This window comes from Streptomyces angustmyceticus (assembly GCF_019933235.1).
Lineage (GTDB): Bacteria > Actinomycetota > Actinomycetes > Streptomycetales > Streptomycetaceae > Streptomyces > Streptomyces angustmyceticus.
This window is the reverse complement of the sequence record NZ_CP082945.1, coordinates 2,006,570-2,024,750: the sequence shown is the minus strand read 5'-3', so window position 1 is coordinate 2,024,750 and position 18,181 is coordinate 2,006,570. Positions and strand designations below refer to the sequence as shown.

The window sequence follows — 18,181 nt, the reverse complement described above, 5'->3', positions numbered from 1 at the left end:
CCGCACCACGGCGGACCCCCTCCGACGGGGATTCGGAAACGAATTCGGACCGGCAACGGAACGAAACGGATCTGATAGAGTCGGAAAGGCCGGAAAGCGAAAGCCGGACGGCCTGGCCCGCTCCAACAGGGCGCCGGAGACGGAAACGGATCTGGTAAGGTTGGAAACGCGAAGAAGCCGAAAGGCGGAAACGCACCGGCGAAAATCAGGACCGCGAGGATCTGATAGAGTCGGAAACGCAAGACCGAAGGGAAGCGCCCGGAGAGCCTGGTGAAACAGGCGCAAAGGAAGCGTCCGTTCCTTGAGAACTCAACAGCGTGCCAAAAGTCAACGCCAGATATGTTGATACCCCGTCCACTTCGGTGGATGAGGTTCCTTTGAAAAGCCCACCACGGCCCCATGGGTCGGGGTGGCACACACAGCGAGGACGCTGTGAACGACCGGACCTATTCCGTCTGGTTGTTCCGCTCTCGTGTGTGTTGACCCGATTACGGGTAAACATTCACGGAGAGTTTGATCCTGGCTCAGGACGAACGCTGGCGGCGTGCTTAACACATGCAAGTCGAACGATGAACCTCCTTCGGGAGGGGATTAGTGGCGAACGGGTGAGTAACACGTGGGCAATCTGCCCTTCACTCTGGGACAAGCCCTGGAAACGGGGTCTAATACCGGATACGACCTCCGACCGCATGGTCTGGTGGTGGAAAGCTCCGGCGGTGAAGGATGAGCCCGCGGCCTATCAGCTTGTTGGTGGGGTGATGGCCTACCAAGGCGACGACGGGTAGCCGGCCTGAGAGGGCGACCGGCCACACTGGGACTGAGACACGGCCCAGACTCCTACGGGAGGCAGCAGTGGGGAATATTGCACAATGGGCGAAAGCCTGATGCAGCGACGCCGCGTGAGGGATGACGGCCTTCGGGTTGTAAACCTCTTTCAGCAGGGAAGAAGCGAGAGTGACGGTACCTGCAGAAGAAGCGCCGGCTAACTACGTGCCAGCAGCCGCGGTAATACGTAGGGCGCAAGCGTTGTCCGGAATTATTGGGCGTAAAGAGCTCGTAGGCGGCTTGTCACGTCGGATGTGAAAGCCCGGGGCTTAACCCCGGGTCTGCATTCGATACGGGCAGGCTAGAGTTCGGTAGGGGAGATCGGAATTCCTGGTGTAGCGGTGAAATGCGCAGATATCAGGAGGAACACCGGTGGCGAAGGCGGATCTCTGGGCCGATACTGACGCTGAGGAGCGAAAGCGTGGGGAGCGAACAGGATTAGATACCCTGGTAGTCCACGCCGTAAACGTTGGGAACTAGGTGTGGGCGACATTCCACGTCGTCCGTGCCGCAGCTAACGCATTAAGTTCCCCGCCTGGGGAGTACGGCCGCAAGGCTAAAACTCAAAGGAATTGACGGGGGCCCGCACAAGCAGCGGAGCATGTGGCTTAATTCGACGCAACGCGAAGAACCTTACCAAGGCTTGACATACACCGGAAAACCCTGGAGACAGGGTCCCCCTTGTGGTCGGTGTACAGGTGGTGCATGGCTGTCGTCAGCTCGTGTCGTGAGATGTTGGGTTAAGTCCCGCAACGAGCGCAACCCTTGTTCTGTGTTGCCAGCATGCCCTTCGGGGTGATGGGGACTCACAGGAGACTGCCGGGGTCAACTCGGAGGAAGGTGGGGACGACGTCAAGTCATCATGCCCCTTATGTCTTGGGCTGCACACGTGCTACAATGGCCGGTACAATGAGCTGCGATACCGCGAGGTGGAGCGAATCTCAAAAAGCCGGTCTCAGTTCGGATTGGGGTCTGCAACTCGACCCCATGAAGTCGGAGTTGCTAGTAATCGCAGATCAGCATTGCTGCGGTGAATACGTTCCCGGGCCTTGTACACACCGCCCGTCACGTCACGAAAGTCGGTAACACCCGAAGCCGGTGGCCCAACCCCTTGTGGGAGGGAATCGTCGAAGGTGGGACTGGCGATTGGGACGAAGTCGTAACAAGGTAGCCGTACCGGAAGGTGCGGCTGGATCACCTCCTTTCTAAGGAGCATCTAGACGGCCGCAAGGTTGTCCAGAGCCACTACGTCGGCAAACGTCCGACGGTGGATAGCTCATGGGTGGAACGTTGACTATTCGGCACACTTGATTCTCTGGAAGTTAGTACTGCTTCGGCGTGGAACGCATCCGGGAGGTCGAGTGGGCCGGGCACGTTGTTGGGTATCTGAGGGTACGGACTGTTGAGTCTGGACCTTCGCGATGCCGGCCCCAGTGAACTCAGCCTTCGGGTTGGGGTGGTGGGTGGCTGGTCGTTGCTTGAGAACTGCACAGTGGACGCGAGCATCTGTGGCCAAGTTTTTAAGGGCGCACGGTGGATGCCTTGGCACCAGGAACCGATGAAGGACGTGGGAGGCCGCGATAGGCCCCGGGGAGCTGTCAACCGAGCTTTGATCCGGGGGTGTCCGAATGGGGAAACCCGGCAGTCGTCATGGGCTGTCACCCGCTGCTGAACACATAGGCAGTGTGGAGGGAACGCGGGGAAGTGAAACATCTCAGTACCCGCAGGAAGAGAAAACAACCGTGATTCCGGGAGTAGTGGCGAGCGAAACCGGATGAGGCCAAACCAGTTACGTGTGATACCCGGCAGGGGTTGCGTGGCTGGGGTTGTGGGATCTCTTTTCTGCAGTCTGCCGGCTGTGGGACGAGTCAGAAACCGTTGGTGTAGGCGAAGGACATGCGAAAGGTCCGGCGTAGAGGGTAAGACCCCCGTAGCTGAAACATCAACGGCTCGTTTAAGAGACACCCAAGTAGCACGGGGCCCGAGAAATCCCGTGTGAATCTGGCGGGACCACCCGTTAAGCCTAAATATTCCCTGGTGACCGATAGCGGATAGTACCGTGAGGGAATGGTGAAAAGTACCGCGGGAGCGGAGTGAAATAGTACCTGAAACCGTGTGCCTACAAGCCGTGGGAGCGTCGCACAAGGACTTGTCCTTGTGTCGTGACTGCGTGCCTTTTGAAGAATGAGCCTGCGAGTTTGCGGTATGTTGCGAGGTTAACCCGTGTGGGGAAGCCGTAGCGAAAGCGAGTCCGAAGAGGGCGTTGAGTAGCGTGCCCAAGACCCGAAGCGGAGTGATCTAGCCATGGGCAGGTTGAAGCGGAGGTAAGACTTCGTGGAGGACCGAACCCACCAGGGTTGAAAACCTGGGGGATGACCTGTGGTTAGGGGTGAAAGGCCAATCAAACTCCGTGATAGCTGGTTCTCCCCGAAATGCATTTAGGTGCAGCGTCGTGTGTTTCTTGCCGGAGGTAGAGCACTGGATAGGCGATGGGCCCTACCGGGTTACTGACCTTAGCCAAACTCCGAATGCCGGTAAGTGAGAGCGCGGCAGTGAGACTGTGGGGGATAAGCTCCATGGTCGAGAGGGAAACAGCCCAGAGCATCGACTAAGGCCCCTAAGCGTGTGCTAAGTGGGAAAGGATGTGGAGTCGCAGAGACAACCAGGAGGTTGGCTTAGAAGCAGCCACCCTTGAAAGAGTGCGTAATAGCTCACTGGTCAAGTGATTCCGCGCCGACAATGTAGCGGGGCTCAAGCACACCGCCGAAGTCGTGTCAATGCAGTAATACTCCTAACGGAGGCTGTGTTGGGTAGGGGAGCGTCGTGTGCCGGGTGAAGCAGCCGTGGAAACGAGTTGTGGACGGTTCACGAGTGAGAATGCAGGCATGAGTAGCGATACACACGTGGGAAACGTGTGCGCCGATTGACTAAGGGTTCCTGGGTCAAGCTGATCTGCCCAGGGTAAGTCGGGACCTAAGGCGAGGCCGACAGGCGTAGTCGATGGACAACCGGTTGATATTCCGGTACCCGCTTTGAAACGCCCAATATCGAATCCATTAATGCTAAGGCCGTGAAGCCGGCCTGGAGTCTTCGGACGAAGGGACGTGGTGGAGCCGCCGATCCAAGGTGGTAGTAGGTAAGCGATGGGGTGACGCAGGAAGGTAGTCCAGCCCGGGCGGTGGTTGTCCCGGGGTAAGGGTGTAGGGCGCTGTCTAGGCAAATCCGGACAGCTTGAAGCCTGAGACCTGATGCCGAGCCGATTGTGGTGAAGTGGATGATCCTATGCTGTCGAGAAAAGCCTCTAGCGAGTTTCATGGCGGCCCGTACCCTAAACCGACTCAGGTGGTCAGGTAGAGAATACCGAGGCGTTCGGGTGAACTATGGTTAAGGAACTCGGCAAAATGCCCCCGTAACTTCGGGAGAAGGGGGGCCATTGCTGGTGATGAGTCTTGCACTCTGAGCTGGTGGTGGCCGCAGAGACCAGCGAGAAGCGACTGTTTACTAAAAACACAGGTCCGTGCGAAGCCGTAAGGCGATGTATACGGACTGACGCCTGCCCGGTGCTGGAACGTTAAGGGGACCGGTTAGTCGACCTTCGGGTCGGCGAAGCTGAGAACTTAAGCGCCAGTAAACGGCGGTGGTAACTATAACCATCCTAAGGTAGCGAAATTCCTTGTCGGGTAAGTTCCGACCTGCACGAATGGCGTAACGACTTCTCGACTGTCTCAACCATAGGCCCGGTGAAATTGCATTACGAGTAAAGATGCTCGTTTCGCGCAGCAGGACGGAAAGACCCCGGGACCTTTACTATAGCTTGATATTGGTGTTCGGTTCGGCTTGTGTAGGATAGGTGGGAGACTTTGAAGCAATCACGCCAGTGGTTGTGGAGTCATTGTTGAAATACCACTCTGGTCGTGCTGGATGTCTAACCTGGGTCCGTGATCCGGATCAGGGACAGTGTCTGGTGGGTAGTTTAACTGGGGCGGTTGCCTCCTAAAGGGTAACGGAGGCGCCCAAAGGTTCCCTCAGCCTGGTTGGCAATCAGGTGTTGAGTGTAAGTGCACAAGGGAGCTTGACTGTGAGACTGACGGGTCGAGCAGGTACGAAAGTAGGGACTAGTGATCCGGCGGTGGCTTGTGGAAGCGCCGTCGCTCAACGGATAAAAGGTACCCCGGGGATAACAGGCTGATCTTCCCCAAGAGTCCATATCGACGGGATGGTTTGGCACCTCGATGTCGGCTCGTCGCATCCTGGGGCTGGAGTCGGTCCCAAGGGTTGGGCTGTTCGCCCATTAAAGCGGTACGCGAGCTGGGTTTAGAACGTCGTGAGACAGTTCGGTCCCTATCCGCTGTGCGCGTAGGAGTCTTGAGAAGGGCTGTCCCTAGTACGAGAGGACCGGGACGGACGAACCTCTGGTGTGCCAGTTGTCCTGCCAAGGGCATGGCTGGTTGGCTACGTTCGGAAAGGATAACCGCTGAAAGCATCTAAGCGGGAAGCCTGCTTCGAGATGAGGGCTCCCACCCCCTTGAGGGGTTAAGGCTCCCAGTAGACGACTGGGTTGATAGGCCAGATATGGAAGCCCGGTAACGGGTGGAGTTGACTGGTACTAATAGGCCGAGGGCTTGTCCTCAGTTGCTCGCGTCCACTGTGTAGGTTCTGAAGTAACGACCTGTGTCATGTCCGGGTTGATATCTTCATAGTGTTTCGGTGGTCATTGCGTTAGGGAAACGCCCGGTTACATTCCGAACCCGGAAGCTAAGCCTTTCAGCGCCGATGGTACTGCAGGGGGGACCCTGTGGGAGAGTAGGACGCCGCCGAACAATCATTGTGGGAGGCCCCGCACCGTATGATGCGGGGCCTTTCTGCGTTCCGGGCCCAATTTGCCCGCGGTCGCTTGCGCCGGCTCTCCGTTGTTTATGCCGATCGCGGCGGATTGCCCGCAACCGGAACACTCAGCGGGCCAGGCCGGATATGCATCGCCGCTGCACGACCGCGGCACAGGGTTCCGCTCAGACGGGCGGGATCAGGGAGCGGAGCTTCTCGCGGGTTTCCGGGTCCGTCGAGTAGATGATGGTTCCGACCATGCCTCGGGTCAGCAGGACCTTGTAGGTGTTGCGGACCAGCCGGTTGACGTCCTCGTCCGGGGTGGCCTTGGTGAAGGACGGGTCCTTGGACGCGGTGCGGTCGACGACCCAGCGGTCGGTCCGCCAGACGAGGTCCGGACCCATGATCACGCCCGACCAGTCGTACTCGAAGCCCTGCGCCGTGTACACACACCCGACCTGTCCGAACCCCGCGGGGTCGGTGGCCCAGAGCGGCGCCGGGGGTGCGCCGAGGAGGGCGCGGTCGCCGTAGAGGTTCCACGGCTTTTCCCAGTCGCCGATGGTCACGTCGGCGGGCAGTGCGGTCATCCCGGGAGTGATCTTCGTTGTCCACTTCCAGCAGTAGCCCGCCGACATACGGGCGCCGTAGTCCTCGACCCGTCGGGCCTCCAGGAAGTCTTCCAATTCCTTCGGGCTGTCGGCGGTCCGCAGGAGCACCTTGTCGTCCGGCTCCCAGACAGCGGGCCCGTCGCCTTCCAAACCCAGCAGGCCGGTCACCCAGCGCAGGTACGCGTCGCTGCCACCGCACCGGAACTGGCTGTCCAGTTCCACGACCGTGCATCCCAGCCCTTGCTCGTCCGCTGCCTGCCGGATCTGTTCCACCGTCCCCATCTCGCCGGGACGCACCACTTGGTGCTGGTCCAGCAGGAACACCGGAACCCGGGCGGCGTCGATCAGCTCGGCCACCTGCGGGCGGCCGGTGCGCAGTGCGGCCTTGGTGTAGCGGTTGGCTGACGTCTTGCGGAGGCGGTGTGCCTCGTCGCAGACCAACACGTCGAGATCATTGGGTTCGGCTTCCATGAAGCTGTTGAAATAGCGGAAGAGCTTCTGGACCTCGGGTTTCCGCGCGCCCGCGACCTTGCGCATCGTCTTGGTGAACGACTGGGACCCGGTGGCGTGCAGGGCCGGAACCCCGCGCCGGTAGAGCTCGCCGAGGAGGGACAGGGCGATCACGCTCTTGCCGGAGCCCGGACCGCCGGCCACCACGACGACCTGCTTGTGGTTGGACCGCCGCGCCTGCCTTACCGCGGACATCACCGTCTCGTAGGCGAGCCGTTGCTCGTCCAGGAGCACGAACTGCTCCCGATTGCGGACCTCTTCGGCGGCAACGGTCATGAGCTGCTTGGACGGTCGGACCTTGCCCTGGAGCAGGGCGTCGGCCGCGTCGGCGCCCGGCTTCGCCGCCAGCATCGAACGCAGATAGCCGAGGAAGGCGCCGCGCTGATCGCCGGTGAACATCCGGCCCCGATGGTCTTCGGTGACGGCGCGCAGTCCCGCCACCCCGAACTCGGTCGCATTGTGCAGGTAGGCCACCCCCGCGACCGACTCCGGGATCCTCTCCAACGCCCCGTTGAACGACACCAGGTAGTCGCAGTAGCCGCGTACCTGCTCGATCGGGTTCAGGACCGGCGCCGGGTAGGCGGGGATGCGGCAGCGCAGCGGGTCGTCGTCCTCCGGGTGGGCCTCGCTCCACTGCTTGAGTTCGACGACCACGTACGACGGCGCACCGGTGGTGGGATGCACGCCGGCGAGTATCACGTCCGCGCGCTTGCTGGTCAGCGGCAGCCCGTACTCCAGCAGCACCTCGACCTCGCCGAGTCCGGCTTCCACCAGCGCGTTGGTCAGTGCGGGGATGCTGCGCTCCCAGGAGCGGACTTCCGCCTGATGGGGGCGATGGCGGTGCTTGTGCAGGAAGTTCTCGGACAGGAGATCCGCCAGCCGTCCTTCGAGGCGGGTGCGGTCGGCCAACGATGCCGCGGACTCACGGAACAGCAAGAAAATGCCCCCAGGCAGCACGAAGTGACTCGTGCGGGTGGGGGCGTGTCCTCTGGTCCGCGCGCAAGCGGAGCGGAAGCCCGTCGGGCCGCAAAGATGTTCCCGGCCATCCTAGAACAGCGGCGGATCACAGGACCGGAGTGCACGGAAGGCGGCCGAGGCCGGAGAGGTGTGACGGGCCGTGGAACTCGCACAGCCTCGCGGGTACCGCCCGGAGAGTCCGGTGTTGTGCTGCCGGCCGCCGAACGTGCGGGTGGAAGCGGCGTCCGAGGACGTGCCCGGCGTACGGCGGCCAGGGAAGAGGCGACCGGAGCGCGCCGCGGCTGACGTGAAAGTGCGGCTGTCCCGTGGGGCTTCGGGATTGGACTGAGCCACGTCCCCTGTCGGGCTCCCGTCGCCGCTCAGGGGCTGTGTTCTCACGGCAGAGGTTGTTCATGGACCTCTGCTGCTTTGGGGCGTCCGACTGTGGCTTGGGGCATCCCGGCCAGGCTGTAGTGGGCCGACTCAGACTGGCCATGCGAGGCCCGGGGTTACTGGCCCGCCACGACCAATCCGGCCTCGTAGGCGAAGACGGCGGCCTGGGTGCGGTCTCGTAGGCCGAGTTTTACCAGGATGCGGCTGACGTGGGTTTTCACGGTTTGTTCGGCGATTACCAGGCGGGTGGCCAGTTCGGAGTTGGAGAGGCCCTGGGCTATCAGGCGGAGGACTTCGGTTTCGCGTTCGCTGAGGTCGGCGATGCGTTCGTTGCGGCGGCGAGGGGTGTGCAGGCGGGAGAACTCCTCGATGAGGCGCTTGGTGACGGTGGGGGCGAGGAGGGCTCCGCCGTGGGTGATGGTGCGGACCGCGTCGGCGAGTTGGTGGGCCGAGGTGTCCTTGAGGAGGAAGCCGCTCGCGCCGACGCGCAGGGCCTCGTAGACGTATTCGTCCGAGTCGAAGGTGGTGAGGATGATGATTTTGACGTCCGGGTTGTGCTCGGTGATCCTCAGGGTGGCTTCCAGGCCGTCGAGGACCGGCATCCGGATGTCCATCAGGACGACGTCCGGGCTGAGTTCACCGACCTGGCGGACCGCGTCCTCGCCGTTCACGGCCTCGCCCACCACGTCGATGTCCGGCTGTGCGTTGAGCAGGATGCCGAAGCTCTCCCGGATCAGGGTCTGGTCGTCGGCGACCAGTACGCGGATGATGGTCGTCATACGGTGCCCTCGACCTTCCCGGTAGCCGCGGTCTCAGGTGTGGGCATGGGCTGGGACGTCATGGCGGCATGCCAGCGGGCGCGGTGGTCGTCTTCTTGTCGTGGTCCGGCCTTCGGGGTGCTGCCCCGAGTGGAAGCCCGTTCCTTGATGCTCAACACGTTGTGCCCCTCCCCGTCTGGCGTCGCGCACCGGTTGCCGGGCTGTGGGAAACGCGTTTGCGGAGGCCAGTCCGCCGTAGGATAACTCGAACTCCTGGGCTGGTAGTTGTGGTGTGGGGTGGTGTGGAGCGCGGGGGACCGGGGGCGGCTGCGGTCGGCCGGGGCAGGGGTGTGGTGGTTGGCCGGGTGGTGTGCTGGGCGGCCCGGTTCTGCGGGAATTGTTCGGCGTCGCGGCTCTGTGGGGGATCAGGGACCTAAGGGTTCAAGGATCAGGGGTGCCCGTAGCTCTTTTTGTTGAGGGGTGAGGTGGGGTCATACCTCAGAGCTACGGATGCAGTTGGCGCTTGAGTGTGACGATTTCTCGGGTGTGAATTTTTAGCCTCTTCGTCAGTTGATGGAATCACTGGGGGAAGGGCTGCCGATGCGCTTGCGTGGGTGGGGGAGACGTGGGCTGGTGGCGGCCGTTGCGGCAGTGATGGTGGTGTCGGTGAGTGCCGCTGCGCGGTCCCCGGTCCCCGGTACTCCCTCGCCGCCGCGGCTTCCCGCGGTCGCGGCCGGGACGCTGGCCGCACGGTACGCCGTGAACCGGGCGGCCATCGTCGCGGCCGAGCATGCCGCGCATCGGATGGGGGATGGGGAGCGGGAACGCCATCTGCGTCAACTGGCAGCCCAGGAGCGGCACGTCCTGGACTTTCGGGCGGCGGGGGACGGGCAGGCGGTGGAGGTGCTCGGTGACCTCGCTGCCGCGGGGCGGATCGCTGTTCTGGTGCCGGGGTCGGACACCACGGTCGACACCTTCGACTACCTCGGGTCGCGGCGCGCCTCGCTCGGGGGTGGTGCCCGTGCGCTCCATGACGAGATGCGCCGGGTCGCTCGGGGACCGGTGGCCGTGGTGGCCTGGTACGGCTACCGGGCGCCGCGGACCATGAGCCGGGATGTGCTGAGTTCCGCGCGCGCCACCGAGGGTGGTGGCCGGTTGCGGCGGCTGCTGGAGGAGTTGCGGTCCGTGAACCCCGCGGCGCGGGTCACGCTCCTGTGTCATTCGTACGGCTCGGTGGTTTGTGGCAGTGCCCTCGGCGGCACGGGCCGCGTGGTGCCGGCATCCCTCGACGGAGTCGCGGTCTTCGGCAGTCCCGGTATGGGGGTGGGGTCCGTGGCCGCGCTCCATGGCATACGGGTGTGGGCGGGCCGGGGGGCGGGCGACTGGATCGCCGGGGCTCCGCATGTCAGTCTGCCTGCCTTCGGCGGGATGGTCGGTTTCGGCGCGGACCCGGTGTCCCGGTCCTTCGGTGCGAGGCTCTTCGACGCCGGCACCGGCGGGCACAGTGACTATCTCGCGCCCGGCAGCCTCCCGTTGCACAACCTCGCGCTGATCGCCGCGGGGCGGACGTCGGAGGTCTCCCGTGGCTGATGTACGTCCGCGTCGTGCGGTGCACATGGACCCTGCTGCGCGCACCGACTCCGCTGTGTACAGCGATCCTGCTGCGCACGCCGATCCCGCTGTGCGTCCGTGCCCTGTTGCGCGCACCGACCCTGCCGTACGTCCCTGTCCCGCTGTACCTGCCCGTCCCGCCGTGCGACGCCGTTCTGCCGTACGTCTGCGCCCCGCGGCCCCGGCCCCCAGGCCGTCGATGCCCGGCGGCGGCAAGTCCTTCGGTCCGTCGCCGCGGTTCGGTCGGCTGCACGCGCTGGTGCTCCGGATCGATGCGGCGACCCCGGGTGACCGGGACCGGGCGGTCGATGTGTTGCGGGCCCTGTCCGTCCTCGGTGTCGTGTTCGGCCACTGGTTGGTGACCGCCGTGACGCTTCGCGCCGGCGGTCACCTCATGGGGGACAGTCCGCTGCGCCATATGCCCGCTCTGGCGCCGGTGTCGTGGGTGCTGCAGCCGCTGGCGGTGTTCTTCTTCGTCGGGGGGCGGGTCGCGGCCCGGGGCTGCGCCTCCGTGGGGCCCGCCCCTATGGCATACAGGCCCTGGCTGGTTCGGCGGATGCGCCGGCTGTTGCGGCCGGTGGGCACGTTGCTGTTCCTGTGGCTGCTGGTGGTGTCCGGTCTGGCCGTCGCGGGTGTCGCGCACGAGACGATCAGCACGCTGCTGGGTCTGGTGGTCTCACCCCTGTGGTTCCTGCTGGTGTTCCTCGTGCTGACGGCGGCCACGCCCCTCGTCCGGCGGGCGCCGGGGCGGATCGCCGTCGTGGCGTGTGCCGTGGTGGCCGTGCTGGACGTGGCGCATTTCGCCGGTGGCGGTGTCGCGTGGGTCGAGGCGGTCCGCAACGTGAACGTCCTGGCCGGGTGGCTGGTGCCGTACTGCCTGGGCGCGGTGTGGGCGGCCGGCGGCTTCGCCCGGCGCCGGTATGCGGTCGGCATGCTGGTCAGCGGAGTCCTGGTGACCGCCGCGCTGATCGTGTGGGGTGGCTATCCCGCCAGCATGGTCGGGGTGCCGGGTGCGGCCATGTCGAACCTCAACCCGGTCTCGCTCGCAGCCGTCACGTTCGGCCTGGCGCAGTGCGGGGCCGCCCTCCTGCTGTGTGGGCCGCTGCGCCGCCTCGTCGGACAGCCGCGGTCCGCCGCGACCGGTCAGCGGCAGGGGTCCGACGAGCAACGCACCGCTACGTCTGGGCAGTTCGCCTGGGCGGTCGTGGCGCTGATGAACCTTTCCGTGATCACGATCTTCCTCTGGCACCAGACCGCGATGCTCTCGGTCACCGCGGTGACTCTCGCGCTCACCGGTCCGCACGCCGGCCTCCATACCGTGCCCGACGGGCCGAGTTGGGTCTTCGCCCGGCTCCTGTGGCTGCCGGTGTTCGTGCTGGTGCTGGTGGCGCTGTGCAGGGCCTTCCAGCATGTGGAGGGAGACTCACGAGCGGAGCGGACTGGGTGAGGTGTTGATCCGAGACGGTGATTCGAGGCGGTGGTCGGAGGAAGTGATCCGCGGTGGCGGTCGGAGGAGGCGATCCGAGATCGTAGCCGCAGGAGGCGATCCGAGGTGGTGGTCCGAGGCGGTAACCGGAGGCGGCGATCCGTGGCGGTGGTACGAGGCGTCGACGAGCCGGCCACCGGACGCTCCGGAGAAGCCGCGGCAAGGCCGGACCACCACCGAGCCCTCAGCCCGTGAGTGACCGGTGCTTCCCCAGGTCGGGGCCCTAAGCTTCCCGGTATGGCTCTCTCTTCTGGCCCGCACTCCGGGCAGTGGCTGCGTACCTACCGGCCGGTGGCCGCGCCCCGGATGCGGATCGTCTGTTTTCCGCATGCCGGCGGCTCGGCGAGCTTCTTCCGGTCCTGGCCCCAGCACCTTCCGGCCGACTGGGAGGTGAGCGCGGTGTGTTACCCGGGCCGTGAGACGCGGATGGCCGAACCCGCGATCACGAGCATGGCGGAGCTCGCCGGCCGGATCGCCGACGAGCTGGCACCGCGCATGACCTCCCGCACCGTCTTCTTCGGCCACAGCATGGGGGCGTCCGTGGCACATGAGGTCGCGGCGCTGCTCGCCGGGCGCGGGGTGGCGGGGCCGGCGGTGCTGCTCGTCTCGGGCCGGGCCGCTCCCCATCGTCTGCGGCGCCTCGGCAGCGGGGACGATGGCCTCACCGATGAGGAGCTGCTCGCCAGGGTCGGCGGGCTCGGCGGGCCGGGGACGGAGTTCCTGCAGGACCCCGAGCTGCGCGAGCTGTTCCTGCCGCCGATCCGCGCGGACTACCGGCTGGTCGAAGCGTATGCGGAGGAGTCCAAGGCCCCTGCCGTCGACATTCCCCTCGTCGCCTACTACGGGACGGACGACCCCGACCCGGTCCCCGACGACGTCCGGGCGTGGGCGGAACTGACCTCGGACCGCTGTGCGGCGCGTGCGTTTCCCGGGGGGCACTTCTACCTCGTCCCGCATGAGGCGGAGTTGGTCGGTGACATCAGGGAGCGGCTCGTCGCCCTCGGGTGAGGCGCCGCGCGGCGTCTGCGGCGGTGGGGCTGCCCGGGGCCGGGGCACTCCTCATCGCCGCCCCCTCCGGCGGTGGTCCAGATAGAGGGCCAGTGCCCCCAGGGCCAGCAGGCCGCGGGGCAGGCCGTGCCGTTCGCCTCCCTGGGCGGCGGTCCGCTGGGTGCGGCTCGTCTGGAGGGACAGCTGACGGTTGGACACATCGTCGCCCAAGGCGCGCAGTTGCATGCCGGCGGAGGCGGAGCCCAGGAGAGTTTCCAGGGTGGTCCGGGCGCCCTGTTGCCAGGAGGCGGCTTCGCCCAGGAGCCGGACCATGATGCCGGGCACCTCCTTCTGGAAGACCTTGGCCAGTGCCAGTTCCGGCGCCAGGCAGCGCACCGAACCCTCCAGGTTCGCGAAGGACTTGCCGAGGATCGACACCGCCGGGCTGGAGGCGATGCCGCGCCGGCTCGCCTTCTGCAGGACGGAGGTGAGTGTCACGCCGAAGTCGAGGTCCTCCAGGGACGCGGAGGCGATCTTGGGGACCAGGGCGGCCATGTCGGAACGGAAGCCGGGGATGTCCGACCAGGGGGTCGCGCGTCCCATCTCGGTCCACGCGGTGGCCAGGCCGTGTCCGTCGTTCTGCGCGACGCACATCAGGACCAGCAGGAGGCTCATGCTGGTGCGCTGGTCGATGCGGCCGACCATGCCCCAGTCGATGAGGGTGGCGGGCCCGCCCGGTACGGCGAAGACGTTGCCCGGGTGCGGGTCGGCGTGGAAGAACCGGTCGATGAAGTACCCGCGGTACATGAAGGCGAGCAGTTCGCGGCCCATCTCCGCGCGCTCGCGGTCGGAGAAGTCCGCCTGGTCGATACGGCGTACCGAGGTGCCCGGCGCCATGGCCTGCACCAGGACGCGCGGCTTGGCGACGATCACCTTGGGGACGGCCAGCGAGCGGTAGGAGCGGATCGACTCGCGCGCCCGGTCCATGTTGTCCGCCTCACCGGTGAAGTCCAGCTCGGGTTCCATGGCGTCGAAGACGATGCCGAGCATGGACTCCACGTCCACGACGGAGCTGAAGCGCGGCGCCCCGCGGGTGACCATCCGGGCGGCGCGGCGCAGCATCGCCATGTCCGTCAGCACGTCGTCCCGGATGCCGGGCCGCTGCAGTTTGATGACGCCCGGCCGCCCGCCGGCCAGCGTCACCCGGTGGACCTGCGCCAAGGACGCGGCACCCAGGGGGCGTTCGGTGTCGATGTCGTCGAAGCGGAGTTTCCAGTCCGGTCCCAGGTCGCGTTCCAGGACGGGCTCGAAGACGCAGAAGGGCTGCACCGCCACCTCGTCGTGGAGGTTCTGCAGTTCGGCGATCATGGAGGGCGGGACCATGTCGGGCCGGGTGGAGAGGATCTGCCCGATCTTCACGTAGAAGGGGCCGAGGCTCTCCAGCGCGCCGCGGACGGCCCGGGCCCGCCGCTGTTCGGGGTCCGCGCCGCCGGAGTGCCGCGCGGACCGGCGGGTCTCGTCGGCCACCAACTGCCCCAGCACCTTGGCCACCACACGTACGCGATCGCCGACCTTCCGCGCCACTCGCCGGGTACCTGCCTTCCTTCCTCGCCGTGATGTCCCTACGGTCCTGTCCCGGCCGTAGGCCCTGCCCGGTCCGTGTGCGCCCGTCCGTACGCGTCAGTGCGTTACGCGCCGGTCCGTACGCGCCAGCCCGTACGCCCCGTTTCCTGCGCCCCAGCCCGTCTGGCCCGCCCGTCTGCCCCTGTCCGGCCGGGCCGGCGACGGCCGGACGACGACCGGACAGGGGGAGGCGCATCCGTCGGCCGGGGCCCTACGCCCGTGCCTTCGGCATCTTCGGGATCAGGCCCTGGACGCCCTCCAGGACCCCGGTCAAGGTGCTGATCAACTCGCTCAACTGGGCAATCTGCTGCGGAAGTTGCGCGAGGTGGCCGGCCATGTCCGCCGCGCCGCCGGCCATCTGGGCGACCTGGCCGGCCGCGGCCACCGGGTTGAGGCCGGCCGCCTGGCCGAGGCCCGCGACGGGGTTCGGCAGCCCGCCGCCGGCCAGCAGGCCCAGGGCGGCGGCCGGGTTGCCGGCCGCGCCGAGGGCCGCGAGGGGGTTGCCGGCGAGGGCCAGTGCCGCGAGCGGGTTGGTCCCGCCGCTGTTCTTCTTGCCGCTCTTGCCCGCGAGGCCCTGCACCGCGGCGAGGGTGCTCAGGGAGCGGAGCGTCTCCGCCGGCAGGCCGGCGAGGGCCTGCAGCGGCAGGTTGGCCAGGCCGAGGTCCGTGTCCTTGTCGTCGTCGTCACGATCCAGGAGCTCGTCGAACGCCTTCTTCGTGTCATCGGCGATGTCACCGATGAAGTCCTTGAACGTGTCACTGGTGCCCATGAGCGCAGTCTCCTTGGACTTCGAGGGGACGGGCACCCCGAGCGGGGGCCCGCTGGTGCCGCGGGTGCGGCAGCTTTCGTGACGCCGCCGGGCTCAGCCGGCGGCGTGGTGCGGGACGGGGTGCCGGCCGCGTCCGTGCAGCAGCAGCCCGGCCGCTTCGGGGCGGTGGCCGCACCAGAGGACCCGGCCGGTCAGCAGGGTGTGGTCCCACTCCTCCCGGGCCGCCTCCAGCGCGCAGACGATCCGCACCGGCGCCGAGGCGAGCAGCGGCTGGCCCAGGTGGAAGGCGTGGGAGACACCGTCGAAGCGCCGCTGGGGAGGCCCGGTGGCGAACCGCTCGACGAGGTGGCGCTGTTCCCAGCCCAGCACGCTGACCCCGAAGGCGCCGCTGCGGCGGATCCACGGCAGGGTCTGGCCCGACGAGGTGAGGGAGACCACCAGCGCGGGCGGGCTGAGGGACAGCGAGAGCAGTGCGCTGACCGTGACCCCGACGGGGCCCACGGGGGTGTTCGTCGTCACCACGGACACACACGACGGCACCTGGGCCATCGCCGCGCGGTAGACGTCCGCCGGCGGGGCCTGCTGCCGGGCGGTGTCAGGGGGTGCTGTCACAGGTTTCCTCCTCCTTGGCGGCGCGGGGTGCGCGGGCGCCCCTCAACCGGTGGCGGTCTTCTCGCGCAGGACCCGGCTCGCGGAGTCCAGGTGGCCCGCCAGGTCGCGGTAGGACTCCCAGACCCCGGTCTCGGTGTAGGCGATGTCCCGCTCGCGGCAGAAGTCCCTGACGAGGGGGTAGGCCCGGCGCAGTGCGGAGCGCGGCATGCCGGGGAACAGGTGGTGCTCGATCTGGTAGTTCAGCCCGCCGTGGAAGAAGTCGCCGAGCAGGCCGGTCGGCAGCGTGCGGGCGGTGAGCACCTGCCGCTCCAGCCAGCTCCACTCCCTGCCGGTGCGGGTGGGCAGCCCCTTGTGGTTCACGGCGAAGCCCAGGCCGAGGAGGTAGCCCAGCAGCCCCTGGTGGACGGCGAGGAAGAGCGCCGCGGCCGGCAGCGGCAGCAGGGCGAGGACGGCCCCCAGGTAGAGCGTGACATGCGCCAGCAGCAGACCGCCCTCCAGCCATGGGCGGCGGATCGCCCGGCGCCGCAGTGCGATCGGGCCGGCGATCCGCAGGACCACCGCCTCCAGACCCAGCAGGGGGAAGAAGAGGTAGCGCTGGTTGCGGGCGAGGAAGCGGGCCGCTCCGGAGCGCTGTCCGGCCTGTTCGGGGGCGAACACCGCCACCCGGCGCAGGATGTCCGGGTCCAGCTCCAGGTGGTTGGGGTGGTTGTGGTGCCGGTTGTGGTGCTGCACCCACCAGCCGAAGGAGACGCCCAGCGCGAGGTTGCCGTGCAGCAGGCCCAGCACCTGGATGGTCCGGCGGTGCCGGGAGATCTGCCGGTGCCCGGCGTCGTGCACCACGAAGGCCAGCTGTTCGCACCACACGGCGAGCCAGCCCGCGACGAGGACGACCTGCCACCACGTGCGGTCACCGCACACCAGGGCCGCCCAGCCCAGCCCGTTCAGCAGCCAGATCAGCGTGATCCGGCCGGCGTATCGGGCCCGGCGGGGCGCCATCAGACCCGCCTCGTGGACGCGCCGGGACAGTTCGCGGAAGTCCTCGTCCCGGTCCGCCTCCTGGCCCCGCGCCGCGCCGTCGTCCTGGGCGACCCCGTTGATCCGCCGTGCCGCGCCGTCCTCGGCCGGGGGCGGGGCCGGCACACCCCGCCCTGCCGTCGTGCTCATCCGCCCAGCCCCATGTACGCGAGCCGGGTCCGCTGGGTGCGGCGGGACCACTCCAGGGCGGTGCGCATCCGCTCCTCGGCGGTGGTGTCGACGAGCCGGCGACCGGGCCACACCTCGTAGTCGCCGACCAGGGCGCGGTGCTGCTCCAGCCCCTGCTGGAAGAGTTCCTCGCGCCGGTGGGTCACCTCCTGGACCGGCAGCCCGGCCCACAGTCGCTCCCCCCTCTCCAGCAGTGCGCCGATGCGCGCCTTGTCCTCGGGGCGGCGCCGCAGATGCCGCCGGACGATGGTGGAGCCCACCGAGAGGTGCCGGATCTCGTCGATGCCCGCCGCCCGTTCGATCTCGGCGGCCGGGGCGTCGAGCGGCCGCCACTTGCGTTCGCTCAGTTCCGCGGTGGGGGCGAGGACCCCCTCGACCAGCACGGTGAGGGTGACGACTCCGCCGATGTAGTCGTGGTCGTCCTCCAGGACGGACCGCCCGAAGCGCTCCAGCGGGTCCAGGACCGCTTCCCGGTCGGCCCCGGCGAGCTTCTCCATCGTGTCGGCCAACTCGTCCTGCGGTACGCCGAGTTCGCGCAGGTGACCGCGGAAGGCGTAGGCGTGCCGCGCCTCGTCCATCAGCTGGGTGGTGAAGAAGTCCAGCTCCGCGAGGTCGGGGGCCTGGGCGACGAGGAAGGAGAGGGACCGGGCCGCCTTCTCCTCCGCCATCGAACGGAACGCCATCTCCTGCATGACCGCCTCGCGCAGCGGGCCGTCGAGGAGCATGTGGTCCGGTACGGCGACGTCGCGGGAGCGGCCCATCGGGTCGCCGCGCAGGGTGCCCTGGGGCACCGCGCGCAGCCAGTAGGCGAGGTCGCAGCCTTCGGGGGTCAGCTCGGTGGTGAGTGCGCCGTCCAGCAGATCCGGAGCCTGCTCGGGATCCGCTTCGCGGGGGACGGCGTCGGGTGCCACGCTCAACATCTCAGTTCCTCTTTCAGTGGTGTCGGTGGTCGACGGGCTGGTCGGCGGGGCGGCGGAGTCGAGGGGCGGAGGAGGCCGACGGGCCGGGGAACACG

General features: G+C 67.0%; 10 protein-coding genes and 3 rRNA genes. 6 read left to right on the top strand and 7 right to left on the bottom strand.

Features of this window, described 5'->3' with window-relative positions:
• The first annotated feature begins 501 nt into the window (after positions 1-501).
• The 3 genes from K7396_RS09260 (at position 502) to rrf (ending at position 5,645) form a co-directional block, all read left to right on the top strand.
• Positions 502-2,030 (top strand): 16S ribosomal RNA (locus K7396_RS09260).
• A gap of 305 nt (positions 2,031-2,335) precedes the next feature.
• Positions 2,336-5,455, top strand: a 23S ribosomal RNA gene (locus K7396_RS09255).
• Between the two features lie 73 nt (positions 5,456-5,528).
• Positions 5,529-5,645 (top strand): 5S ribosomal RNA (gene rrf, locus K7396_RS09250).
• Together the 16S, 23S and 5S rRNA genes form the textbook arrangement of a ribosomal RNA operon.
• Before the next feature lie 189 nt (positions 5,646-5,834).
• Here the strand turns inward: rrf and K7396_RS09245 are convergent.
• Entirely contained in the window at positions 5,835-7,703 is a 1,869-nt protein-coding gene (locus tag K7396_RS09245) for a DUF2075 domain-containing protein (protein ID WP_086721010.1), read from the bottom strand.
• Positions 7,704-8,233: 530 nt separating this feature from the next.
• The gene (locus K7396_RS09240) at positions 8,234-8,896 is read right to left on the bottom strand and encodes a response regulator (protein WP_086721009.1); all 663 of its coding nucleotides are present in this window, start codon (positions 8,894-8,896) and stop codon (positions 8,234-8,236) included.
• A gap of 645 nt (positions 8,897-9,541) precedes the next feature.
• Here K7396_RS09240 and K7396_RS09235 point away from each other — a divergent pair.
• The 3 genes from K7396_RS09235 to K7396_RS09225 all read left to right on the top strand — a co-directional run bounded on the left by K7396_RS09235 (position 9,542) and on the right by K7396_RS09225 (position 12,980).
• Positions 9,542-10,465 carry an alpha/beta hydrolase gene (locus K7396_RS09235; RefSeq protein WP_223659833.1) on the top strand — a complete coding sequence of 308 codons (924 nt, stop codon included), beginning with the start codon at positions 9,542-9,544 and terminating at the stop codon, positions 10,463-10,465.
• Positions 10,466-10,628: 163 nt separating this feature from the next.
• The gene (locus K7396_RS09230; protein ID WP_223659831.1) at positions 10,629-11,933 is read left to right on the top strand and encodes an acyltransferase family protein; all 1,305 of its coding nucleotides are present in this window, start codon (positions 10,629-10,631) and stop codon (positions 11,931-11,933) included.
• A gap of 276 nt (positions 11,934-12,209) precedes the next feature.
• The gene (locus K7396_RS09225) at positions 12,210-12,980 is read left to right on the top strand and encodes a thioesterase II family protein (RefSeq protein ID WP_086717669.1); all 771 of its coding nucleotides are present in this window, start codon (positions 12,210-12,212) and stop codon (positions 12,978-12,980) included.
• Between the two features lie 51 nt (positions 12,981-13,031).
• Here K7396_RS09225 and K7396_RS09220 read toward each other — a convergent pair whose 3' ends face one another.
• From K7396_RS09220 to K7396_RS09200, 5 genes are all read right to left on the bottom strand, one after another.
• Positions 13,032-14,543: an ABC1 kinase family protein gene (locus K7396_RS09220; protein ID WP_086717668.1), complete on the bottom strand. Its 1,512-nt coding sequence runs from the start codon at positions 14,541-14,543 to the stop codon at positions 13,032-13,034.
• Between the two features lie 250 nt (positions 14,544-14,793).
• Entirely contained in the window at positions 14,794-15,351 is a 558-nt protein-coding gene (locus K7396_RS09215) for a hypothetical protein (RefSeq protein WP_086717665.1), read from the bottom strand.
• A 93-nt stretch (positions 15,352-15,444) separates the two neighbouring features.
• Positions 15,445-15,963 carry a flavin reductase family protein gene (locus K7396_RS09210; protein WP_086717663.1) on the bottom strand — a complete coding sequence of 173 codons (519 nt, stop codon included), beginning with the start codon at positions 15,961-15,963 and terminating at the stop codon, positions 15,445-15,447.
• A gap of 42 nt (positions 15,964-16,005) precedes the next feature.
• Positions 16,006-17,127 carry an acyl-CoA desaturase gene (locus tag K7396_RS09205; protein ID WP_086717661.1) on the bottom strand — a complete coding sequence of 374 codons (1,122 nt, stop codon included), beginning with the start codon at positions 17,125-17,127 and terminating at the stop codon, positions 16,006-16,008.
• A complete protein-coding gene (locus K7396_RS09200) occupies positions 17,124-18,086 on the bottom strand; it encodes a ferritin family protein (protein WP_086717659.1) in 963 nt (320 codons plus the stop codon). Before K7396_RS09200 ends, K7396_RS09205 begins: the two co-directional genes overlap by 4 nt.
• Between the last annotated feature and the right edge of the window lie 95 nt (positions 18,087-18,181).

What these genes read in the sequence shown, in the direction of transcription:
- K7396_RS09205 (WP_086717661.1), bottom strand. Translation starts at nt 17,127, where the DNA reads ATGAGCACGACGGCAGGGCGGGGTGTGCCGGCCCCGCCCCCGGCCGAG.
- K7396_RS09215 (WP_086717665.1), bottom strand. Translation starts at nt 15,351, where the DNA reads ATGGGCACCAGTGACACGTTCAAGGACTTCATCGGTGACATCGCCGAT.
- K7396_RS09225 (WP_086717669.1), top strand. Translation starts at nt 12,210, where the DNA reads ATGGCTCTCTCTTCTGGCCCGCACTCCGGGCAGTGGCTGCGTACCTAC.
- K7396_RS09240 (WP_086721009.1), bottom strand. Translation starts at nt 8,896, where the DNA reads ATGACGACCATCATCCGCGTACTGGTCGCCGACGACCAGACCCTGATC.
- K7396_RS09200 (WP_086717659.1), bottom strand. Translation starts at nt 18,086, where the DNA reads ATGTTGAGCGTGGCACCCGACGCCGTCCCCCGCGAAGCGGATCCCGAG.